20 protein-coding genes and 1 other annotated feature are annotated in these 20157 nt (G+C 45.0%); of the genes, 13 read left to right on the top strand and 7 right to left on the bottom strand.

The window, feature by feature from the left end; all coding sequences use genetic code 11:
• Nucleotides 1-38: 38 nt before the first annotated feature.
• Entirely contained in the window at nucleotides 39-329 is a 291-nt protein-coding gene (locus KNP94_RS08075; RefSeq protein WP_029331187.1) for a hypothetical protein, read from the bottom strand.
• 126 nt (nucleotides 330-455) lie between these two features.
• Between KNP94_RS08075 and KNP94_RS08070 the strand changes: the two genes are divergently transcribed.
• The 7 genes from KNP94_RS08070 to KNP94_RS08040 all read left to right on the top strand — a co-directional run bounded on the left by KNP94_RS08070 (nucleotide 456) and on the right by KNP94_RS08040 (nucleotide 5718).
• Complete coding sequence (locus KNP94_RS08070; protein ID WP_029331186.1) at nucleotides 456-764, top strand: thioredoxin family protein; 309 nt, start codon at nucleotides 456-458, stop codon at nucleotides 762-764.
• A 55-nt stretch (nucleotides 765-819) separates the two neighbouring features.
• Nucleotides 820-1617 (top strand): DUF1444 domain-containing protein, encoded by a 798-nt coding sequence (locus KNP94_RS08065; RefSeq protein ID WP_088837640.1) that lies wholly within the window; start codon nucleotides 820-822, stop codon nucleotides 1615-1617.
• A 53-nt stretch (nucleotides 1618-1670) separates the two neighbouring features.
• Nucleotides 1671-2279: a YtpR family tRNA-binding protein gene (gene ytpR / locus KNP94_RS08060; protein WP_214892298.1), complete on the top strand. Its 609-nt coding sequence runs from the start codon at nucleotides 1671-1673 to the stop codon at nucleotides 2277-2279.
• 37 nt (nucleotides 2280-2316) lie between these two features.
• Nucleotides 2317-3108: a hypothetical protein gene (locus tag KNP94_RS08055; protein WP_215115534.1), complete on the top strand. Its 792-nt coding sequence runs from the start codon at nucleotides 2317-2319 to the stop codon at nucleotides 3106-3108.
• A gap of 78 nt (nucleotides 3109-3186) precedes the next feature.
• On the top strand, nucleotides 3187-4482 hold the full coding sequence (gene murC, locus KNP94_RS08050; protein ID WP_214766592.1) for a UDP-N-acetylmuramate--L-alanine ligase: 1296 nt from the start codon (nucleotides 3187-3189) through the stop codon (nucleotides 4480-4482).
• 165 nt (nucleotides 4483-4647) lie between these two features.
• Nucleotides 4648-5163 carry a DUF5698 domain-containing protein gene (locus KNP94_RS08045; RefSeq protein ID WP_088837636.1) on the top strand — a complete coding sequence of 172 codons (516 nt, stop codon included), beginning with the start codon at nucleotides 4648-4650 and terminating at the stop codon, nucleotides 5161-5163.
• 114 nt (nucleotides 5164-5277) lie between these two features.
• Nucleotides 5278-5718 (top strand): Dps family protein, encoded by a 441-nt coding sequence (locus KNP94_RS08040; protein WP_215115533.1) that lies wholly within the window; start codon nucleotides 5278-5280, stop codon nucleotides 5716-5718.
• Nucleotides 5719-5772: 54 nt separating this feature from the next.
• Here KNP94_RS08040 and KNP94_RS08035 read toward each other — a convergent pair whose 3' ends face one another.
• Nucleotides 5773-6885, bottom strand: coding sequence for an aminopeptidase (locus KNP94_RS08035; protein WP_088837635.1), 1113 nt, complete (start codon nucleotides 6883-6885; stop codon nucleotides 5773-5775).
• A gap of 140 nt (nucleotides 6886-7025) precedes the next feature.
• Between KNP94_RS08035 and KNP94_RS08030 the strand changes: the two genes are divergently transcribed.
• From KNP94_RS08030 to ccpA, 4 genes are all read left to right on the top strand, one after another.
• A complete protein-coding gene (locus KNP94_RS08030; protein ID WP_029331178.1) occupies nucleotides 7026-7598 on the top strand; it encodes a DUF948 domain-containing protein in 573 nt (190 codons plus the stop codon).
• Entirely contained in the window at nucleotides 7595-8158 is a 564-nt protein-coding gene (locus tag KNP94_RS08025) for a YtxH domain-containing protein (RefSeq protein ID WP_214768758.1), read from the top strand. The genes KNP94_RS08030 and KNP94_RS08025 overlap by 4 nt, the downstream gene beginning before the upstream one ends.
• Nucleotides 8159-8342: 184 nt before the next feature.
• Nucleotides 8343-9428 carry a bifunctional 3-deoxy-7-phosphoheptulonate synthase/chorismate mutase gene (locus KNP94_RS08020; RefSeq protein WP_088837633.1) on the top strand — a complete coding sequence of 362 codons (1086 nt, stop codon included), beginning with the start codon at nucleotides 8343-8345 and terminating at the stop codon, nucleotides 9426-9428.
• A gap of 156 nt (nucleotides 9429-9584) precedes the next feature.
• Nucleotides 9585-10595, top strand: a complete 1011-nt coding sequence (gene ccpA / locus KNP94_RS08015; RefSeq protein ID WP_088837632.1) for a catabolite control protein A — start codon at nucleotides 9585-9587, stop codon at nucleotides 10593-10595.
• 74 nt (nucleotides 10596-10669) lie between these two features.
• On the opposite strand, the gene KNP94_RS08010 is transcribed toward ccpA, so the two are convergent.
• From KNP94_RS08010 to KNP94_RS07995, 4 genes are all read right to left on the bottom strand, one after another.
• Nucleotides 10670-11425, bottom strand: coding sequence for a FixH family protein (locus KNP94_RS08010; protein WP_215115532.1), 756 nt, complete (start codon nucleotides 11423-11425; stop codon nucleotides 10670-10672).
• 110 nt (nucleotides 11426-11535) lie between these two features.
• Nucleotides 11536-12729: an acetoin utilization protein AcuC gene (locus KNP94_RS08005; RefSeq protein WP_215115531.1), complete on the bottom strand. Its 1194-nt coding sequence runs from the start codon at nucleotides 12727-12729 to the stop codon at nucleotides 11536-11538.
• Nucleotides 12726-13358, bottom strand: coding sequence for an acetoin utilization AcuB family protein (locus KNP94_RS08000; RefSeq protein WP_214768754.1), 633 nt, complete (start codon nucleotides 13356-13358; stop codon nucleotides 12726-12728). The genes KNP94_RS08005 and KNP94_RS08000 overlap by 4 nt, the downstream gene beginning before the upstream one ends.
• Nucleotides 13359-13370: 12 nt before the next feature.
• Nucleotides 13371-14003, bottom strand: coding sequence for a GNAT family N-acetyltransferase (locus tag KNP94_RS07995; RefSeq protein WP_214766586.1), 633 nt, complete (start codon nucleotides 14001-14003; stop codon nucleotides 13371-13373).
• Nucleotides 14004-14148: 145 nt separating this feature from the next.
• Between KNP94_RS07995 and acsA the strand changes: the two genes are divergently transcribed.
• The gene (gene acsA, locus KNP94_RS07990; RefSeq protein ID WP_088837627.1) at nucleotides 14149-15852 is read left to right on the top strand and encodes an acetate--CoA ligase; all 1704 of its coding nucleotides are present in this window, start codon (nucleotides 14149-14151) and stop codon (nucleotides 15850-15852) included.
• Nucleotides 15853-15978: 126 nt separating this feature from the next.
• Here acsA and KNP94_RS07985 read toward each other — a convergent pair whose 3' ends face one another.
• The gene (locus KNP94_RS07985) at nucleotides 15979-18501 is read right to left on the bottom strand and encodes a transglycosylase domain-containing protein (RefSeq protein ID WP_215115530.1); all 2523 of its coding nucleotides are present in this window, start codon (nucleotides 18499-18501) and stop codon (nucleotides 15979-15981) included.
• A 152-nt stretch (nucleotides 18502-18653) separates the two neighbouring features.
• Nucleotides 18654-18855: a binding site (T-box leader), on the top strand.
• A gap of 50 nt (nucleotides 18856-18905) precedes the next feature.
• On the opposite strand from KNP94_RS07985, the gene tyrS reads away from it, so the two are divergent.
• Complete coding sequence (gene tyrS / locus KNP94_RS07980) at nucleotides 18906-20153, top strand: tyrosine--tRNA ligase (RefSeq protein ID WP_088837625.1); 1248 nt, start codon at nucleotides 18906-18908, stop codon at nucleotides 20151-20153.
• Nucleotides 20154-20157: the final 4 nt, after the last annotated feature.

Genomic DNA, 20157 nt, shown 5'->3' with positions numbered 1-20157 from the left:
AAAAGTCGTTCACACTTTTAAGTCAGTCCCTTTTGTCATTATAAAGAAAAACCGAACGAACTCGAGTAGAAACTCGTCAGAAATACGTAGAGATAAATTAAATAGAGGGGGGTCAAGTAACGCATCCGGACGACTGGTAACTTTCGGGCGACACGTTTCCCGAGTGCTTCAAGGACAAGGATAATCGCAAACCCGATAACTAAGAATGCTAAAATCTCAGGTAATCCTCGTTCAGAATCGATAAAAGAGTAACCGTAGCGAAGGCAACTCGTCATTCCGACGAAGCCGACGAAACGTTCGAATGGATGTTTAATAGGTTGGTCCGTCATAGTGATTTCCTTTCAAGGCGTTTTCTAGTTGAAGTATAGCAAACAGAGCGTGAAAACGCACAGAAACATTCGAATATGCTATGATGTACCCAATGAAATTAAGAAGTAATCAAAGGAGGAACTACCATGAAAAAACTTGATTCTCAACAACTATTTGAAACAGCGAAGCAAGGAAATGCTGTTTTTCTCTTTTCAGCAAACTGGTGCCCGGACTGCCGCTTTCTCGATCCGTTCATGCCAGAAATCGAAAGTAAATTCAGTGAGTTTGAATTTTATTACGTCGACCGTGATGAACATATGGAAATTGCCCAGGAAATGGACATCTTCGGCATTCCGAGTTTCGTTGCCTATCGTGGAAACGAAGAAACAGGACGTTACGTCGGAAAAGAACGTAAAACACCTGAACAAGTGACCGAATTTTTAGAAACAGTCTGACACGAAAGCGAGCGCTGTCTCGCTTTTTTTCATTAAGAAAGGATGGAAATGACCCATGGAACTGCAACAAATTCGCCGTATGGTGACGGAAGCATTTGAAGAAGAACGTTATACGACGTACTTTGATCGTGAAAAATCGGTCCTTCGGATTGAACGAAAACAAGACCGGACGGGCGTTGACCTTGGATTAAACCCGCTCGTCGCAAAGGCAAAGCGGCGAGGTGTCATTGCTGTTGAAGAGACGATTGAGTACATCAAAGCGGTTCTAGAACAAACGGAGCCTGTCTCATTAGTCGGAAATGAACAAAAAGTATTACCAGTCATTCGAGCGAAGTCGTTCGCTGACGAAACGAAAGATGGCAAGCGAATCATCAGTACGCCACATACGGGTGAAACAAAAATCATGTACGCTCTTGACTTAGGAGCGACCTATCGCCTAATTGATGAAGATTTAGTTGAACAGGCGGGGTGGACGACTGAACACTTGTCTGAAGCAGCACGCTTCAACTTGAAGTCGCTCGAAGCACCATTCAAGGTCGATGAAGTCGCAGGAAATGTCTTTTATTTCTTGAGTACAGGAGATGGCTATGAGGCTAGCCGCGTCCTCAACAAACAATTGTTAGCAGATTATGCAGACAAAGTGACAGGCGAATTTTCGATTGGGATTCCTCATCAGGACGTCTTAATTTTTGCGGATATCCGAAATGACGCGGGCTATGATGTCTTGCAACAGCTAATGTTTGACTTCTTCACAAATGGACGTGTACCGGTTACGGCACTCCCATTCCTATATGAAGACGGAAATCTTGAACCGGTCTTCGTCCTTGCGAAAAACAAGCATCCGAAACCCTGAATAATCTGATACAATAAGCATTGTGAGAAAGTCTGAAGGGAGTCATGGATTGAATGAATGTGTTTTATAATAAAGAAGGTGTCGGAGACGTCTTGATGGTCATCTTATCAGATGCACCACGAGCGGAAGTTACGGCTGAACGTGCAGGTGCTGTCGCGACGATTTTCCATCATGAGCGCGTGATTGGATACAATATTTTTGAAGCGTCACAGCAATTTGAATTGAATGCAGTCGGACCAGTTGAACTGACACCCGAACTCGTCAAAAAAATTCAAACCGTTTTAGCGGACAACGGCGTAACGTTTGTAATCGATGACATCGATTACTCACCAAAATTCGTTGTTGGATACGTTAGCTCTTGTGAAAAACATCCGGATGCGGATAAACTATCGATTTGCCAAGTCGAGGTGGACGGAGACACACTTCAAATTGTTTGTGGCGCGCCGAACGTCGCAGAAGGACAAAAAGTTGTCGTTGCTAAACCAGGAGCGGTCATGCCATCCGGTTTAATCATTCGACCTTCTGCACTTCGAGGTATACCGTCAAGCGGGATGCTGTGTTCTGCCCGTGAACTCGCATTACCAGACGCACCACAAGAAAAAGGAATTCTTGTATTAGAGGATTCAGCACATACTGGAGAGGCATTCTTAATCGGCCGTTGATTCGGCCGATTTTTTAACAAGATGGAGGGGTGAAGGAATGAGCAATCGTTACGAACAGTCATTGAAGGAACAAGCGGCACGGATTCGACGGGAATTAGCGGGCGAAAAAGAGACGACTCCAGTCGAACGACCGAAAAAAGAAGAGCGAGAAGATCGCTTCGTGTTGACGGATGTTCCATCGCCTATTTACGGATTCCAACGGCCTAAAAAGCAACGGTCGATCCAAGAAGATGTAACTTCGATTGAATCGGAAATGGACGTTTCAAGTGAATCAGAAGAGGGAAAAACCGATGAGGCGCTTGAGAACATGACAGATGAAACAATTGAAGCGTCAGGGATCGAGACGATGGAACAGACGGACTTAACCGAAGTAGACGCAGGTCTTGTTCCAGTGACGGATTCTGAACTACTCAACCCTGACCCATCAATCGAGTCATCAACTGAAGCATTTGCTGTAGAATCTTTTGATTCAGCTCTAACGGAACAAGAGCCAGTTGAAGAAGAACCGGTTACTGAATTAAAACAACAAGATGAATCATTAGAAGTGACATCTTTAAGTGAAGACACGGTACCACCTCCCGTCGAAAACGGAGATGAACTTTCTTCGGAAAACACCGTCGAACATGTCCTTGAGACGGAAACCGTTCAAGAACAACATGTCTTCACGGAAAAGAATGCTGAAGAAGTGACTGAAGAAAAAACACAAGTACAGTCAAGTGCAGTCAAGAAACCTGTTGGACCGCCTGTCAACGTTGTGATGACAACTAAAGACTTAATGGCGATGTATCGTGCACGACGTGAACAAAATAATTTACATGGTAAAAAATAAGTCGGTTTGCTATAATGGTACAGGTTTTGTACCCAAGCCCGATGGTACGAACCGGAACGTGAATTGGAGGGCTTTTATATGACAAAGTATCATTTTGTTGGGATTAAAGGGACTGGAATGAGTGCACTTGCCCAAGTATTACATGAGATGAACCATCAAGTACAAGGTTCTGATATCGAAAAACACATCTTTACTGAGGACGCTTTACGGGCGAAAGGTATTCCGTTTTTCCCGTTCAACGCCGACAACATCAAAGAAGATCAAATCATCATTCAAGGAAATGCGTTTGGTGATGAACATCCAGAAATCGCGCGGGCAAATGAACTTGGTTTAACAATTTATCATTACTACGATTTTTTAGGTCACCTAGCAGACGAATATCGTTCAGTCGCAATCACAGGGTCACACGGTAAAACATCGACGACAGGTCTGTTGTCACATGTCTTAAGCGGAATCACGCCAACCGCATTTCTGATTGGTGACGGAACAGGGGCTGGCGTCGAAGAGGCGAAAGCTTTTGTATTTGAAGCATGTGAATATAAGCGTCACTTTTTATACTACAAGCCAGATTATGCGATCATGACGAATATTGACTTTGATCACTCGGATTATTTTACAGGCATTGATGACGTCGTTTCGGCGTTCCAAGAAATGGCGATGCAAGTCAAGCAAGCGATCGTTGCTTGTGGGGACGACGAGCATCTTCAAAACATTCAAGCGAATGTGCCTGTCCTCTACTATGGTTTTGGACAGAACAATGATTTCCGCGCTGAAAATGTCGCATCAACACCAGACGGCACATCATTCGATGTCTATTTACGGGATGATTTTTATGGCACGTTCCTGATTCCGGGATTCGGTCAACATCATGTCTTGAATGCTTTATCGGTCATCGCAATCTGTCAGTATGAAGGGTTGAACAAAGAGGATGTCGCGGAACGTCTCGCTTCATTCGGAGGAGTCAAACGTCGCTTTAGTGAATCAGATTTCGGATCACAGATTTTAGTCGATGATTATGCACACCATCCGAAAGAAATTAGTGCGACGATTGAATCGGCACGTAAGAAATATCCGGACCGGGAAGTCATCGCGATTTTCCAACCGCATACGTACACACGTCTAAAGTCATTCATGGATGATTTTGCGACATCGCTTCGGGAAGCGGACGCTACGTATCTCTGTGAGATTTTCGGATCGGCGCGAGAGCAAGAAGGGCAAGTTCGGATTGAGGATCTCCAAGAGAAGATTCCGAATTCTGACATCTTGACGCGAGATAATGTTTCGATTTTAAGTAAACATGACAATGCTGTTCTATTGTTCATGGGTGCGGGGGATATCCAAACGTACCAACAGCAGTATGAAGGAACAAAATAAAATGTTTCATCAGTAAAAGGCATGGGTGCATTCAGGCATCCATGCCTTTTTTGTCGATTTCGTGAAGTTAAGAAAAGATGACGTACGCCGAACCATTTTTTTATTGCATCTTGAATTGAATTTTGGAATAGTGGGGGTATGTTAATTTAGGAAGGAATCAATCACATGGGACAAATTTTCTTGATTTTATTATTGCAGCTCATTTACGTGCCTGTCCTGACACTCCGGACAATCATGCTCGTCAAAGGGCGGACTGTCATCGCCGGTGTCTTCGGGACGGTCGAAACGTTAATCTATATCTTTGCTTTAGGCGTCGTGTTCCGTGACTTGACGACGCTCGGAATGGTCGTCTACGCACTCGGATTCGGGCTCGGTATTTTAATTGGTGGCTTCGTCGAAAGAAAACTTGCGATTGGCTACAATATGATTCAAGTCCATACACAAGAATTTCCGGCTGAACTGATTCAAGTCATCCGCGATAACGGATTTGGTGTCACCCATTACCAAGGACAAGGACGAGACGGTGTCCGGTACCGGCTCGATGTACTTGCTGCACGGACGCGGATGAAAGTATTGCGTGGTTTAGTCGAAGAATATGAGCCAAAAGCATTCCTCGTTGCTTTCGATTCGGTCGACTTCAAAGGGGGATACATGCTGAAGGGGTTAAAACGTCAAAAGTAATGAAAACTTTTGAAGAACATCACGGGATTCTCCACAAAAAGATGTTTACTCTATGTTATTTAAGGATAAAGATGATATAGAACAAATTACAATTCGTGAGAGGGGTAATCGAAGATGATTAGTAATCACGCAAAAACAGTACTAAACCAACAAGTTGCAAACTATGGTGTTTTATTCGTAAAACTCCATAATTATCATTGGTACATTAAAGGACCAGAATTTTTGACGTTACACGTTAAACTAGAGGAATTGTACACGTGGGTATCTGAGCAATATGATGTTGTCGCAGAACGACTGTTGATGAACAATGGAAATCCTTCAGCGACAATGAAAGAATATTTGGAGCAGACGACGCTTGAAGAAGCAAAATCTGGCTTATCTGCCGATCAGATGGTTGAATCCGTCATCAGCGACTTCCAACAAGTACGTAAAGAAATGCTTGAAGCGATTGAACATTTAGAGGCGCAAGACGTGACGGTCGAAGATGATTTACTGGCTCAAGCAAAAGAAATCGAAAAACAAATTTGGATGTTGCGTGCGACACTAAAAAAATAAGTGAACAAAAACGGATGACTGCATCCTTAGAGGATTCGGCCATCCGTTTTCTACTTATTTTAGATTTTCCGGGTTCAAGACGTCGAGTTCAGGAAGGACGAATCGTCCATCTTTACGAATCAAGACATCGTCAAACCAAATTTCACCGCCGCCATAATCCGGGCGTTGAATGTTGACCAAGTCCCAATGGACCGAAGAATCGTTTCCGTTATAGGCTTCAGCGTAAGCTTGACCCGGCGTAAAGTGGAAACTGCCATCAATTTTTTCGTCAAATAAAATATCTTTCATCGGATGTTGGATGAATGGATTGACACCAATCGCAAACTCACCGACGAAACGGGCGCCGGCATCTGTATCAAACACTTGATTGATGCGCTCCGTATCGTTCGCCGTTGCTTCAACAATTTTTCCGTTTTCGAACGTCAATTTTACGTTTTCGAACGTAAATCCTTGATAAGGTGACGGTGTATTATAGGAAATGACGCCGTTGACGGAATCTTTGACAGGGGCCGTAAAGACTTCACCGTCCGGAATGTTGGCATTACCGGCACACTTGATTGCGGCGATGTCTTTAATCGAGAACGTTAAATCTGTCCCGTCCCCGACGAGGCGGACACGATCGGTCTTGTTCATCAGCTCGACGAGTGGTTCCATCGCCTTGCCCATTTTCTCGTAATCCAGCGTACAGACATCAAAGTAGAAGTCTTCAAACGCTTCTGTCGATTGGTTGGCAAGTTGAGCCATCGAAGCTGTCGGGAAACGGAGGACGACCCATTTCGTTCCTTTAACACGATCTTGGGTATGCATTTTCCCTAATGTTTGTCCGTATAACTTCATTTTGTCCGATGGCACGTCAGATAATTCATTGATGTTATCCCCGGCACGTAAGCCGATATAAGCGTCCATCGCTTGCATCTGCTTTTGCTCGATGTCAGCCATCAATTGAAGTTGCTCTTCTGATGCATTTCGGTATAATTTTCGTAGAATACGATTATCTTTCAACAGGACGAATGGAAGTCCGCCTGCTTCATAGGCAGCATCAACGAGTGCTTCGACTAATTCGCGCTCAATTCCGAAATTTTCAATTAAAACTTTTTCACCAGGAGCGAGTGCAACAGAATAATTAATTAAGTTCGTTGCAAGTTGTGTAAGACGTGGATCGCGCATGAATAGTTCCCCCTCTAATTTGCGTATGTAGGTTTCATCTATCATTGTAACGGAAATAAACCAATTGGAGTAGCAGGAACGACTCGAGATACGTCGAACTACCAACAAGACACTAGCAAAAGAAATTGGAGGCATGAATCATGGAAATCACATTAGGCGGTATCGCCGGACTAGTCGCTGCGATCGCATTCGTAGTGCTCGTTATCTTCCTTGCGCGCGTACTTGGTGCAGCAAGCAAGACACTAAATAATGTCGCAGACACGACAGCAGGGCTTGAACGCCAGCTGGACGGAATTATGATGGAGACGACGGCGTTGCTACATAAAACGAATCGTCTTGTCGATACAATCGAAGAAAAAACAGAGCTCCTTGCGCCGGTTGCAAATTCGATTGAAGAGTTAGGCACATCGCTAAACAAAGTGACGGATTCTGTTCGAACTGTTTCTGATACAGTAGCAGGGGCAGCAGATACGAACAAAGAACAGATTGCTCAAGCGGTTCGTTGGGGTTCAGTCGCTGTTGAACTCTTTAAAAAGAATAAACCGGAATCAGGTCAACCTGTTTCATCTTCTAGTACGGCTACGACAACGGTGGAGAAAAAACAACGCCGCCGTTTCCGTAAACAGGCAGATACACCGGTGACACCGGAAGTCGTGTCAGTGCCGGATGTTGAAAGTATTCCAGATGAATTGAAGGGAGATCGTAAATCATGACAAAACAACACCCATACCAAGCCCAGGACCAAAATACTTCAAAAGGTGGCGGCTTCTTAGCAGGTATCATCGTTGGAGGATTGATTGGTGCAGCCGCTGCGTTACTTTCAAGTCCGAAGTCAGGAAGCGAGATGCGTGGCATGCTCGATGAGCGTACAGCTCCTGCACGTCAACGCTTGAATGAACAGACGCAAGTGGTCCGTGAAAAAGCGGAGCCGCTCGTCGGCGAATGGATTCAACTGGCAAAAGATAAAGCAGCACCGGTCATCGAAAAAGCGAAAAAAAATTCAACTGTTCAAGAAGCGGCACAATACGCTGGTTTTGAAAAAGATCAGGCAAGCATTGACGCAGCACTCGCAGAAGCAGAACAACTCGTACGAGACATCGAACGTGAAATCGGTGAGGAAATGAACGGTGCAGCTGTTGCGGAACAACTCGATACAGAGACTGTCGCTGATCTTTCAGAACTGCGTGAAGGTTTAGAAGAAGATCAAGAAGATGAGGCTGAGGAAAACGATCCGCAAGCAGACATGGCAAACGAGAAAAAGCCGAAGAAGTAATTTACTGAACGTATTAGCTGCTTTTAATAGCTAATACGTTTTATTTTTTTGTATAATTTGATTTGAAAAGAGCACATCAAAAAAAAGAATGGGTTCGAGTAGTTCTATCATGTACAATCGGCATGAAGTCGGCTATAATTAGTTGCTATTACGAGCTATATGCTGATTAGGGAGTGGTAGACAGATGGATCAACAAGCAGAACTAAAGCGTTTACGCGATGAACTTGATTTAGTAAACGCTGATTTACTAGAATTAATCAACAAGCGGGGCGAAATCGCCGTCGAAATCGGTAAAGTAAAACGTGCGCAAGGGCTTGACCGTTACGACCCGGTACGTGAACGTCAGATGCTTGAGTCGATAGCCGAAAATAACCATGGTCCTTTTGAAAATGGTCGCCTTCAGCATATGTTCAAAGAGATTTTTAAAGCGTCACTTGAACTACAAGGGGAAGACCGGACACGTAAATTGCTCGTGTCACGTAAACAAAAACCAACGAATACGATTATCCGTGTTGGAGATGATGTCATCGGTGACGGATCTCAACAACTGATTGCTGGACCTTGTGCCGTTGAAAGTGAGGAACAAGTTTTTGAAGTAGCCGCACAGCTTGCAAAGCATGGTGTTCGCTTCATGCGTGGCGGGGCATACAAACCACGGACATCGCCTTACGATTTCCAAGGGCTCGGTTTAGAAGGATTGAAGATGTTAAAAAAAGCAGCAGATGCGCATAACTTACATGTCATTACCGAAATTATGACACCGAGTGCCGTTGAATCTGCTTTACCATATGTTGATATCATTCAAGTCGGTGCACGTAACATGCAAAACTTCGATTTGTTAAAGGAAGTCGGGCGTACGAACAAACCCGTTCTTTTAAAACGTGGTCTTTCAGCAACACTCGAAGAATTCATGTACGCAGCTGAATACATCATGGCGAGCGGGAACGATCAAGTCATCCTATGCGAGCGCGGTATTCGTACTTACGAACGCGCGACACGGAATACACTTGATATTTCTGCCGTTCCTATCCTGAAGCAAGAAACGCATCTTCCTGTCATGGTCGATGTCACACACTCGACAGGACGAAAAGATATTCTTTTACCGACGGCGAAAGCTGCATATGCTGTTGGGGCAGATGCCGTCATGGTCGAAGTGCATCCATTCCCTGCATTGGCACTGTCTGATGCGAACCAACAACTTGATTTTAAAGAATTCGATGCGTTCGTCGAAAACTTAACGTCAACTTTTCCGGCACTAAACGTTCAATGATTTTGTAAAAAGGGTAACCTATAGCGAATGAAAACGTTTTACAATGAAGGAAGAATGGGAAAAGAAAGATATCTTTTCCTGTCTTCCTTTCGTGTTGTCTAAAAATGAAAATGAGAATGAAAACGAAATGATTGTTTAAATAAGGAGGAATTTGCTTTGAACAGTAATATTACAATTTATGATGTAGCACGCGAAGCCGCTGTTTCGATGGCGACTGTCTCCCGGGTAGTTAACGGAAATCCGAACGTCAAGCCATCCACGCGCAAGAAAGTCCAGGATGCAATCGATCAACTCGGGTATCGCCCAAATGCCGTCGCACGTGGACTCGCAAGTAAAAAAACGACAACGGTCGGAGTCATCGTACCGGATATCTCAAATATTTTCTTTGCCGATTTAGCGCGTGGGATTGAAGATGTCGCGACGATGTACAAATACAACATCATTTTATGTAATTCCGATCAAAATCGTGAAAAAGAAATCCATCTCTTGAATACGTTGCTCGGAAAACAAGTCGATGGCATCATTTTCATGGGTGGACGCCTTCATGAAGATTTAGTCCGCGAATTCAAAACATCCCCTGTGCCGATCGTATTAGCAGCGACGCTCAATCAAGACTATGATCTTCCTGCTGTCAACATCGATTACGAGAGTGCGGCATATGACGCCGTCAAATCATTGATCGATCATGGACATAAACGGATCGGGTTCATCACGGGTCCACTCGAGCAACAGATTAACGGTGAGAAGAAATTTGCCGGGTACCGTAATGCCCTGGAAGAAGCCAATCTTCCGTTTGACGAACAAAATGTCGTTTTAGGAAACTACACGTATGATTCAGGAATGAAGGCAATGAACCAACTGCTTGAACTCGGTGAGGAGTGCCCACGTGCAATCTTCGCTGGGACGGATGAAATGGCTCTCGGTGTCATTCATGCCTTACAGGACGCAGGTCACCGTGTTCCTGAAGACTTCGAAGTCATCGGACACGATAATACACGTCTCGCGACGATGATTCGTCCGAAGCTGACGACTGTCGTGCAACCGATGTATGATATCGGAGCAGTTTCGATGCGTCTGTTGACTAAAATCTTGAATCAAGAAGAAATTGAAACAAATGATGTAACGTTACCGCACCGGATTGAGCACCGGGACTCTACACGTTCATGATGTTCAAACAAAAATCGTCCTCTTTCCTAGTCGAGTCTAGGAAAAAAGACGATTTTTGTTTTGTTCTAAATTATTTAAGGTGTCACGGTAATAAGTTGATCTTGATGGTGATGCAACTGATCATTTTCAACATGAAGCCGGACCGTCGTTTGACCAGCTTGTGCTAATTTGACTTGACCGACGTACATATCGTCTTTCAACGTTAGTGGAATGTAGGTATGTTTTTCGACGCCTTCTTCGATGACTTCGACTTGAACGTCTGCTTTTAAGACTTTTCCATCTTCAAAGATATGAAACGATACAGGGAGCGTCGCACCAGCCGTGACTTTCGTTGCCCCCATATAGTGGACTGCAAGGTTTTCGCTCGAAGCATGATCGTGCTCAGCATCAGTATGTGAAGCTTCTTCATGCGAATGATCCATTACAGTAAAAGAAATTTTATCCATGTGGTGTAGACCCTTTTTATCATTGATATGATAGAGTCCTTCGTATTCACCTTCAGCGAGTGTTGCTTCTGCTTGGTAAGAACCCGTTTTTTTCAAAGAAGCTTTAATTTTTTTATGAGCAGTATCTTTTTCGTCTGCTTTCCAAATCTCGAACGTCACATCTTCTACATTGACTGCTTTTTTATCTTCGACAGCAGTTGCTTTAAATATGACCTTTTCATCAGCCATCGTTTTTGCTGGAACCTCTACTGTGACGTCGACTGCCGGTTTCCCACTACCTTGCATCGCGTCGTGGTCCATCGCCTTTTCTTCGCTATTGTTGCATCCTGCAAGAAATAGACCAGTTGCAAGTACGGCAACACTCATCCCCATCATTTTCTTCATGTTCAGTCCCCCAATTATTCATTTACTATGTAAAGTATTGAAACCTTATTTAGTATACCAATAACTTGTGAAATCCGAACGAAGTATATGTGAAAAGTACAGGACAATTTTTAATCACTCGAGTAGGGTGAAGCTTCTGATAAACGGTCTTTTTTCGCGTCATCGATAAATGGCCATAGGAGTCGTTTAACGGTTTCCCAGTTTTTTTCCTCGATTTCAGGTCGACGGGGAATCGAAGGGTATGCTGGCAATTGATCTGCCCACGTGGTCGGAACCGTCGTACTCTGTTTTGTCCATCGCTCAATCCAGTCTTTCGGGAGGTCCCCACTAAATGGTGCACGATTTGTCAAAGCTGCGAAGACTTGACTCCAGGCGCGGGGAACGACACGGTACCAATCGTATCCTCCTCCGCCTAAAGCGACAATCCGGCCTTTCGTATAACGGTTTGCTGCTTCGACGGCGATTTGCGGAATTTGTTCATAACTTTTCATCGTGAGCGACAAGTGAGTCAATGGATCAAGCGCGTGGGCATCGGCACCATTTTGCGTAATGATCAAGTCAGGTTGGAACAACTCACAGGCTTCGAACAAGGCAGTCCGATAGGCGAGTAAAAACGAAGCGTCTTCCGTAAAAGCATCAAATGGAATGTTCCAACTGAAGCCATAACCCTCTTCAGATCCGCGCTCTGTCACCATACCTGTCCCCGGGAAGAGATAACGTCCTGTTTCATGCAGTGACAGCGTCATGGCATCGGAACGATTATAAAAAGCCCACTGGACACCATCGCCATGGTGCGCATCGGTATCGACATAAAGAATACGACACGCATATTTTTCAATCATCGCCGCCATGGCGACTGCTGTATCGTTGTAGATACAAAATCCTGAAGCACGACCACGAAAACCATGGTGCAGACCACCCGCGATATGAAATGTCCGTTTATATCGTCCGGACAAGACGAGTTCGCAAGCCTCAATTGTTCCACCGACGAGTAGTGCGGCACCTTCATGCATGTCAGGGAAGACGGGTGTATCTTCTGTTGCTAGCCCATACATCTGTGCCTTCATTGGCGTCAGTTCACCTTGACCCGCCAGCTTGACGGCTTGAATATAATCGGCATCATGTACGAGTCGTAACTCCTCATCCGTTGCGCGACGTGGTGCGATACAGTCGACGTCCTTGAGTGCCCCCATCGTCTCTAAGAGAGAGACGGTCAAGTCCAGTCGAATTGGGTTGAAAGGATGTGTATCGGAAAAACGATAATTCGTTTCTTCCTCACTGTAAATATAAGCAAACTCTTTCATCGGCTGACGTCGGGACCGAGTACATCGAATCCTTCCTTCCGTAACTTTTCGATGATTCGAATCGGATTCATCGTCTGGACACGAAAAGCGACGATGCGGACATACGGATCAGGCGTAGGATACACGAGGACATTTAAGATATTGATATTCGTTTTGGCGAGTAGATTCGCAATCTTTGCTAATGTACCCGCTGTATTTTCAACACGCACTTCGATTTGTGAGCTCGGCTCGAGCGCTCCTGTTAATTGAACGAATGTCCGAAGCAAATCGGTTTCTGTCATTAAGCCGACGAGACGCCGTCCCCGAACAATCGGTAAGCAAGATAAGCGATGTTCATAAAATACAATCGCGGCGTCTTCAATGAAATCAAGCGGGTGTGCCGTGATAGGAGTTTGTTGCATAATACTTGAAACGGAATTTTGTTGATCAACGTGAAGGGTATCTGGATGAAAGACACTGCTTGCACTTTGGAGCTCTTTTAGACCGATGAGACCGACAAGTTCATGACGGGCGTTTGTCACGGGAATATGGCGAATCTCATGACGTTGCATCAATTCTGCGGCATGCGCAATAGAATTTGTTGGTTGAATCGTAATACAATTCGTCTTCATGATTTGTTCGATTAACATGCTATTCCTCCTTTAATCGTACATGAAGCGACGGCGGAGCCGTAAAGCATCGAAATGAGCGACGACTTCTGGTGCGACATGTTTCCCGATACGTGCCATTAAACAATTAGCCGGATGCGATGCAATCTCTGGATCATCGGTCGGGAAAAAGACGAGGCCCCCGTGGTTCATCATCTTTTCCATGATTTTTCGATAGTCCCAAACAGATAGTCCACTGCCTTTTAAATCCCAATGCCAGTAATACTCAGTCGTCAAGATTAAGTAGTTTTCCATGGCCGGATCGAGCATCGATACCTCGAGAAGCTTTTTACCAATCTGTTGACCACGAAAACGAGCAGACACTTCAATCGCACCTAACTCTAAAATATATGGATTATTTCCTTCGCTCCATGTCTCATAGGGATCAGGGTAAAGGAATGTGACATAGCCGATGATTTCTTGATTTTGCCTAGCGATAATGATCCGTCCTTCATCTAAATCCGCGATTTCAAGGAGCGCTTGATGCTGCTCTTTCGGTTGCCTGAAGGCAGTTAAACCGTCATCGAGGAGGTAAGTGGCGAGTTGTTTACTCGCGACAGGTCCTTCGATTTCAACTGGACCGAGCGATGTTTCATGAGTACGATGATTGAATTGTTTTTCAAACATGTAAGCGTCACCACCTTTCTCTTTATTATAGCCGAAGCGAGTTGCGGAAAGAGAGGGATTTTTTAACAAATTAACGGCAATCGATTGAACTACACCATAACTAGCTTATAATGGAGAGGAGTATAGAGAAGGGGAGGAACGAGAGATGAAAGTTTTGAAAGCGCTTCCGGGTAAGCATTGGTTATCCGACTATAATGAATCGGCGTCATACGATTGGCAAGAAGCGGAACAATATTTTTCATGGGCAACGACGGGGAAAGTCAATATGGCCCATGAAGCAATTGACCGTCATGCTGAAGGTGAACGAGCGAATAAAAAAGCTCTGATTTACTTTGATGGAACGACGGAGCAAACTTTTACGTATGCTGACATGAAACGTTTGACGAACAAAGCGGCAAACGTTTTGACGGATGCTGGAATCAAAGCAGGAGACCGAATTTTTATCTTCATGCCACGTTCGCCAGAACTTTATTTTGCGTTGCTCGGTGCCTTGAAAGTCGGAGCAATCGTCGGTCCGTTGTTTGAAGCCTTCATGGAACAAGCTGTACGCGACCGCTTGCTTGATTCTGAAGCAAAGATGTTGATTACGACGAAAGCATTATTACCACGTGTTCCGCTTGAAGAGTTATCGACACTCGAATCCGTCTTTTTAGTCGATGAAGACATCGAGACGACAGATCGGCTACTGGACTTCCGGGCAGCGTTCGAGTCCGCGTCAGATGTGTACGAACCGGTTTGGCTCGACCGGGAAGACGGTCTCATCTTACATTATACGTCTGGGTCGACGGGAAAACCAAAAGGGGTCTTACACGCTCAAAATGCGATGATTCAACACATGATGACCGGACGTTGGGTTCTTGACCTTCAGGAAGATGATATCTATTGGTGTACAGCAGATCCGGGCTGGGTGACGGGGACGAGTTATGGGATTTTTGCCCCGTTCTTAAATGGTGCGACGAATGTCATCGTCGGTGGTCGGTTCAATCCGGAGTTTTGGTACAGTGTCATTGAAAAATACAAGGTAACGGTTTGGTATAGTGCACCGACCGCATTCCGGATGCTGATGGGTGCCGGCGCAGACGTCGCACAAACACATGACTTGTCGAGCTTACGGCACGTGTTATCCGTCGGAGAACCGCTCAACCCAGAAGTCGTTCGTTGGGGAAAAGAAGCATTCGACCAACGCATCCATGATACGTGGTGGATGACGGAAACAGGGGCAATGATGATTTGCAACTATAAATCGATGGACATCAAACCAGGGTCGATGGGGAAACCGATTCCTGGGACAAAAGCTGCAATCATCGATGATCAAGGGAATGAGTTACCTCCGTTTAGAATGGGCAATTTAGCTTTGAAAACACCGTGGCCATCCATGATGCGGCAAATCTGGAATAATCCACAAAAGTATGAATCATACTTCTTCAAAGGATGGTACGTTTCAGGAGATTCTGCATATATGGATGATGAAGGGTACTTCTGGTTCCAAGGACGCGTCGATGATGTCATCATGACGGCAGGAGAACGGGTGGGACCGTTCGAAGTTGAGAGTCGTCTTGTCGAGCACCCGGCAGTTGCAGAAGCCGGTGTCATCGGGAAACCGGATCCAGTACGTGGTGAAATCATCAAAGCCTTCATTTCGTTACGAGACGGCTATGAACCGACTGAAGAATTGAAACAAGAAATTCAGGCGTTCGTCAAAGAAGGACTGGCAGCACATGCGGCGCCACGTGAGATTGACTTCCGAGACAAGCTTCCGAAAACCCGGAGTGGTAAAATCATGCGCCGTGTCTTGAAGGCGTGGGAACTAAATCTTGAAGCGGGTGACCTCTCGACGATGGAAGAATGATGTCAGAGTAAGTGACGTATAGGATTGACTGTTCTTGAACTACCAACGATGCTTCGTTGGTAGTTTTTTAATATGAACAAAAAAACGAAGTTCACTGTTACGTGAACTTCGTTTTTTTGAATGGCTTCATTCAGTTTTTTTGTCGTCTTCTTTTGCTTTCTTTTCAGCATCAGCCTTCGCCTCTGCTTCTTTCTTCTTAGCCTCCGCATCGGCTTTCGCCTTGTCGTCAGCCGCTTTTTTCTTAGCCTCTGCATCAGCTTTCGCTTTGGCATCGGCCGCTTTTTTCGCGTCCGCATCGGCTGCTTTATCTTCAGCAGCTTTCTTTTCAGCGTCAGCTTTTGCTTGCGCTTCAGCGTCGTCTTTCTTCTTCGCGTCTGCTTCTTTTTCTTTTGCCTCGGCCTCTTTTTTCTTTTCTTCAGCGGCTTTTTTCTTCGCTTCCGCTTCTTTTTTCTTTTTATCTTCTTCTTTGAATGAACCTGAGTTCTTGAAGTCATCTGCGTCTACTGAAGCCGGTTGATTGAAGCGTGCACCTGACTTGAAGTAACTGTTGTTCGCAGCATACGTTGCATTTGCCATCTGTGCCCACAGGTTCTGGGTACGTTGGTAATATGTCGTTGCACCCATCAATGAGTTGTTTTGATCATGCCCCGTCCAAACCGCCAGTGTAACCCCTGGTGTTGAAGCAACGAGGTAAGAGTCCTTAATTTCGTTCGTCGTTCCGGTCTTACCGGCCCAATCGCCAGGTACTTTTAATAACGAGTTCGCATAACGAGCTGTTCCGTTATCAAAGACACCACGCATCATATCAAGCGTTAAATAAGCCGTACGCTCTTCGTAGATTTTTTCTTTTTTCGATTTAGCTTTATAGATGCTTTTCCCGTCTTTCGTAATCTTCGAGATGATATACGGTTCGACGTATTCACCGTAGTTCGCGAGCATCGCATAAGCACCAGCAAGCTCAACCGGTGTGATTTCCATCGTTCCAAGAGCAGCAGATGGTGCGTACCGGATGCTGTCAGGAACTTTAATACCCATGTCGACTAGTTTTTGAATCGAGTTCGACATATTCATTTTTTCGTAAATCTTCACGGCTGGAACGTTGAGTGAAAGTTCCAATGCCTCACGGACCGTCACATTACCTCGGTAACGCCCGCCTTCATTGTTGATTGGGTTGTCACCTGGTTGACGTGGAACCGTTTGATAATAATACTTTTCATCATTAACGGTCGAAGCCGGTGTAATCAAGCCGTTTTCGATACCGTTCGAATAAACAAGAATTGGTTTGGCTGTCGAACCGATTTGACGTTTTGCCTGGAACGCGCGGTTGAAATCATCCGCCGTTCCATCCGTATAACGTCCACCGACGAAGCCTAAGATACGACCTGTCTCATTTTGAATCATGACAGCAGCCGTTTCTTCTGGATCTTTTTTCGAGACTGTTTTTTTCGTTTTTGAATCAACGACTTGCGTGTATTGTGGGGAAGCAGGGAAGTTGGCAGCATTTTTAGCCGGTGCCTGCATCGCCTCGTGAATTTTCTTATCAAGTGTCAAGTGAATCTTGTATCCGCCTTGACGCATGGCAACTAAAGCCTGTTCCTGATAGTTCGCTTTGACTTCTGCGAGTTCGGATGGTTTTACTTCATCTTCTTTGACGCCATCCTTTTTCATGAAATAGCTCGTCATGATTTTCAAGGCTTCTTTTTCAGCAAGATCGTAAACGTACGGGTACGTATCACGCGAACGTGTTGACGTTTTGGCGAAGTCTTTTGTGATATCGTATTTGACGGCTTTTTCATATTGCTTTTTCGTAATGTTTTTTGCGACATACATCCGTTTTAGAACAGTTTTCATCCGGTTCGTACTTGCTGTCAAATCTTCTTTGACGACACCACCTTGAAGGTAGGGTGTGTAATAATACGGGTTTTTCGGAATGCCTGCTAAGAAGGCTGCTTGTGGTAATGTCAGTTTTTTCGCGGATTTATTGAAGACACCACGAGAGGCGGCTTCGATTCCGGCAATATTTCGTCCGAGAGAGTTTCGACCGAATGAGACAACGTTTAAATAGGCTTGTAGAATTTCATCCTTCGTCATCGCATTTTCGAGACGAAGTGCTAAGATGATTTCTTTTGCTTTCCGTTCGAATGAAACTTCATTCGTTAAAATCTGGTTTTTAATCAATTGTTGTGTCAACGTACTGCCACCCGTCCGAGAAGACGAGTTCGTTAACTCCTGTAAGACTGCCCGGAGTGTTGCTTTCGGTACGACGCCATCATGTTCATAAAAATCGACATCTTCCGTCGAAAGAACAGCGTCTAGCAGGTAAGGTGAAATTTCTTTGATGTTGACCGGTTGACGTTCTTCATCTGTTGAAATGTTCGTCAACTTTTCGCCACTGCCCCAGTAAATTTCACTCGTAATGGCATAACTATTAACTTGTTGCTTCATTTCCGTTAATTCTGGTGCTTTTGTATCTTTGACGAGCGAAGCGAAATAGCCGCCTGCTGCACCGACAGAAAAACTCCCAATCAGTAGGACAGCAATGATGAGGAATAAAATGATATTCCAAGATACGTCATATGTGATATTCGACCAGTGCCGAACGGCTTTCGTTCGGGGATGATTCCAAAACTTGGACCAGTTCTCGCGCATAAATGATCTCCTTTACATCTTAAACTTGGGTGTAAATTAACATTAAATCACAGATAGACGTATTATACCACAACTGAAACGTGACAATGTCTCTTGACAGTCGATTCTACTTCGACGTATCATGAAAACATCTTATGAAAAATATACGAAAAAAATCAGCTGTGATTGGAATTAGTAATGGAACGCTCCCTGTATCAGAGACCTAGTGGTGCTGCGAACTAGGACATAGCGTGTTCATGAATTACGTCTCCAGGAGCTTCTTGAGAAATCAGGCGGACCGTCCCGTTATCGACGATCTAAGTGGCATGTGTTGCATGCAATTAGGGTGGTACCACGGAATATTCCGTCCCTTCGTTCAGTCGGAGGGGCGGTTTTTTTATACAATTTTTTTAGGAGGAAAACAGATGACGTTACTTGAGGATTTAGAGTTTCGCGGCCTAATCAGCCAAATGACAGATGAAGAAGGTATTAAAGAACTCCTGGCAAGTCCGACAACACTGTACACGGGATTCGACCCGACAGCAGATTCATTGCATATCGGACACCTGTTACCAATTCTCGTTCTACGCCGTTTCCAAGAAGCGGGGCACCACGTGGTCGGTCTCGTCGGTGGCGCAACCGGGATGATTGGAGATCCAAGTGGGCGGTCGACAGAACGATCACTGAACACGTCGGATATCGTCGAAGAATTTGCGAACCGCATCAAAGGGCAATTATCACGCTTTTTACCGCTGGATGGCGAAAACCCTGTGACGATTGCGAACAACCTGGATTGGACAAAAGATTTAACGATCATCGATTTCTTACGCGATATCGGAAAACACTTCCCAATCAGCTACATGCTAGCGAAAGACTCTGTTGATTCACGCCTTCAGAACGGGATTTCTTTCACAGAGTTTTCGTACATGCTATTACAATCATTTGATTTCTTAAAGCTATATGAAAACGAAGGGTGCCGACTCCAGGTCGGCGGAAGTGATCAGTGGGGAAACATTACAGCAGGGATGGAACTGATCCGACGCGTTGGTCATGAAGAGAAAGCATTCGGCATCACTGTACCACTCGTCACGAAATCAGACGGGCAAAAATTCGGGAAAACAGCAGGCGGGGCAGTATGGCTCGATGCCGAAAAAACGACACCGTACGAGTTTTACCAGTTTTGGTTCAACGTCGATGACCTTGATGTCGTCAAATTCCTGAAATACTTTACGTTCTTGACACACGAAGAACTGGAAGGATTGCAAGCGGAAGTGGAAACGGCACCTGAAAAACGGATTGCCCAGCGCCGCCTGGCAGAAGAGATGACGAAACTCGTTCATGGCAGCGAAGCGCTTGAACAAGCGGAGCGAATCACGAAAGCACTCTTCAGTGGTGACATCAAATCATTAAAGGCAGATGATATCGCAGATGCCTTTAAAGGGATGCCGCGCTTTACGCTTGGTGAAGCAACGAATCTCGTCGACGTACTCGTCGAAGCGAAAATCAGTCCGTCGAAGCGTCAAGCGAGAGAAGACGTGACGAATGGCGCAATCTACATCAATGGAGACCGTGAACAAGAGTTGACGAAAGAGATCACGAAGCAAGATGCGATTGGTGACTTCACGATCATCCGTCGTGGGAAAAAGAAATACTTCGTACTTGAACATGCGTAAGTGA

The sequence above is a fragment of the Exiguobacterium sp. s80 genome, assembly GCF_018618725.1.
Lineage (GTDB): Bacteria > Bacillota > Bacilli > Exiguobacteriales > Exiguobacteriaceae > Exiguobacterium_A > Exiguobacterium_A oxidotolerans.
The sequence above is the reverse complement of the archived record's forward strand: the minus strand, read 5'-3'. Positions and strand labels throughout refer to the sequence as shown.

Excerpts from the sequence above, each read along its gene's own strand:
- KNP94_RS08075 (WP_029331187.1), bottom strand. The coding sequence starts at position 329 with ATGACGGACCAACCTATTAAACATCCATTCGAACGTTTCGTCGGCTTC.
- KNP94_RS08070 (WP_029331186.1), top strand. The coding sequence starts at position 456 with ATGAAAAAACTTGATTCTCAACAACTATTTGAAACAGCGAAGCAAGGA.
- KNP94_RS08065 (WP_088837640.1), top strand. The coding sequence starts at position 820 with ATGGAACTGCAACAAATTCGCCGTATGGTGACGGAAGCATTTGAAGAA.
- ytpR (WP_214892298.1), top strand. The coding sequence starts at position 1,671 with ATGAATGTGTTTTATAATAAAGAAGGTGTCGGAGACGTCTTGATGGTC.
- KNP94_RS08055 (WP_215115534.1), top strand. The coding sequence starts at position 2,317 with ATGAGCAATCGTTACGAACAGTCATTGAAGGAACAAGCGGCACGGATT.
- murC (WP_214766592.1), top strand. The coding sequence starts at position 3,187 with ATGACAAAGTATCATTTTGTTGGGATTAAAGGGACTGGAATGAGTGCA.
- KNP94_RS08045 (WP_088837636.1), top strand. The coding sequence starts at position 4,648 with ATGGGACAAATTTTCTTGATTTTATTATTGCAGCTCATTTACGTGCCT.
- KNP94_RS08040 (WP_215115533.1), top strand. The coding sequence starts at position 5,278 with ATGATTAGTAATCACGCAAAAACAGTACTAAACCAACAAGTTGCAAAC.
- KNP94_RS08035 (WP_088837635.1), bottom strand. The coding sequence starts at position 6,885 with ATGCGCGATCCACGTCTTACACAACTTGCAACGAACTTAATTAATTAT.
- KNP94_RS08030 (WP_029331178.1), top strand. The coding sequence starts at position 7,026 with ATGGAAATCACATTAGGCGGTATCGCCGGACTAGTCGCTGCGATCGCA.
- KNP94_RS08025 (WP_214768758.1), top strand. The coding sequence starts at position 7,595 with ATGACAAAACAACACCCATACCAAGCCCAGGACCAAAATACTTCAAAA.
- KNP94_RS08020 (WP_088837633.1), top strand. The coding sequence starts at position 8,343 with ATGGATCAACAAGCAGAACTAAAGCGTTTACGCGATGAACTTGATTTA.
- KNP94_RS08010 (WP_215115532.1), bottom strand. The coding sequence starts at position 11,425 with ATGAAGAAAATGATGGGGATGAGTGTTGCCGTACTTGCAACTGGTCTA.
- KNP94_RS08005 (WP_215115531.1), bottom strand. The coding sequence starts at position 12,729 with ATGAAAGAGTTTGCTTATATTTACAGTGAGGAAGAAACGAATTATCGT.
- KNP94_RS08000 (WP_214768754.1), bottom strand. The coding sequence starts at position 13,358 with ATGTTAATCGAACAAATCATGAAGACGAATTGTATTACGATTCAACCA.
- KNP94_RS07995 (WP_214766586.1), bottom strand. The coding sequence starts at position 14,003 with ATGTTTGAAAAACAATTCAATCATCGTACTCATGAAACATCGCTCGGT.
- acsA (WP_088837627.1), top strand. The coding sequence starts at position 14,149 with ATGAAAGTTTTGAAAGCGCTTCCGGGTAAGCATTGGTTATCCGACTAT.
- KNP94_RS07985 (WP_215115530.1), bottom strand. The coding sequence starts at position 18,501 with ATGCGCGAGAACTGGTCCAAGTTTTGGAATCATCCCCGAACGAAAGCC.
- tyrS (WP_088837625.1), top strand. The coding sequence starts at position 18,906 with ATGACGTTACTTGAGGATTTAGAGTTTCGCGGCCTAATCAGCCAAATG.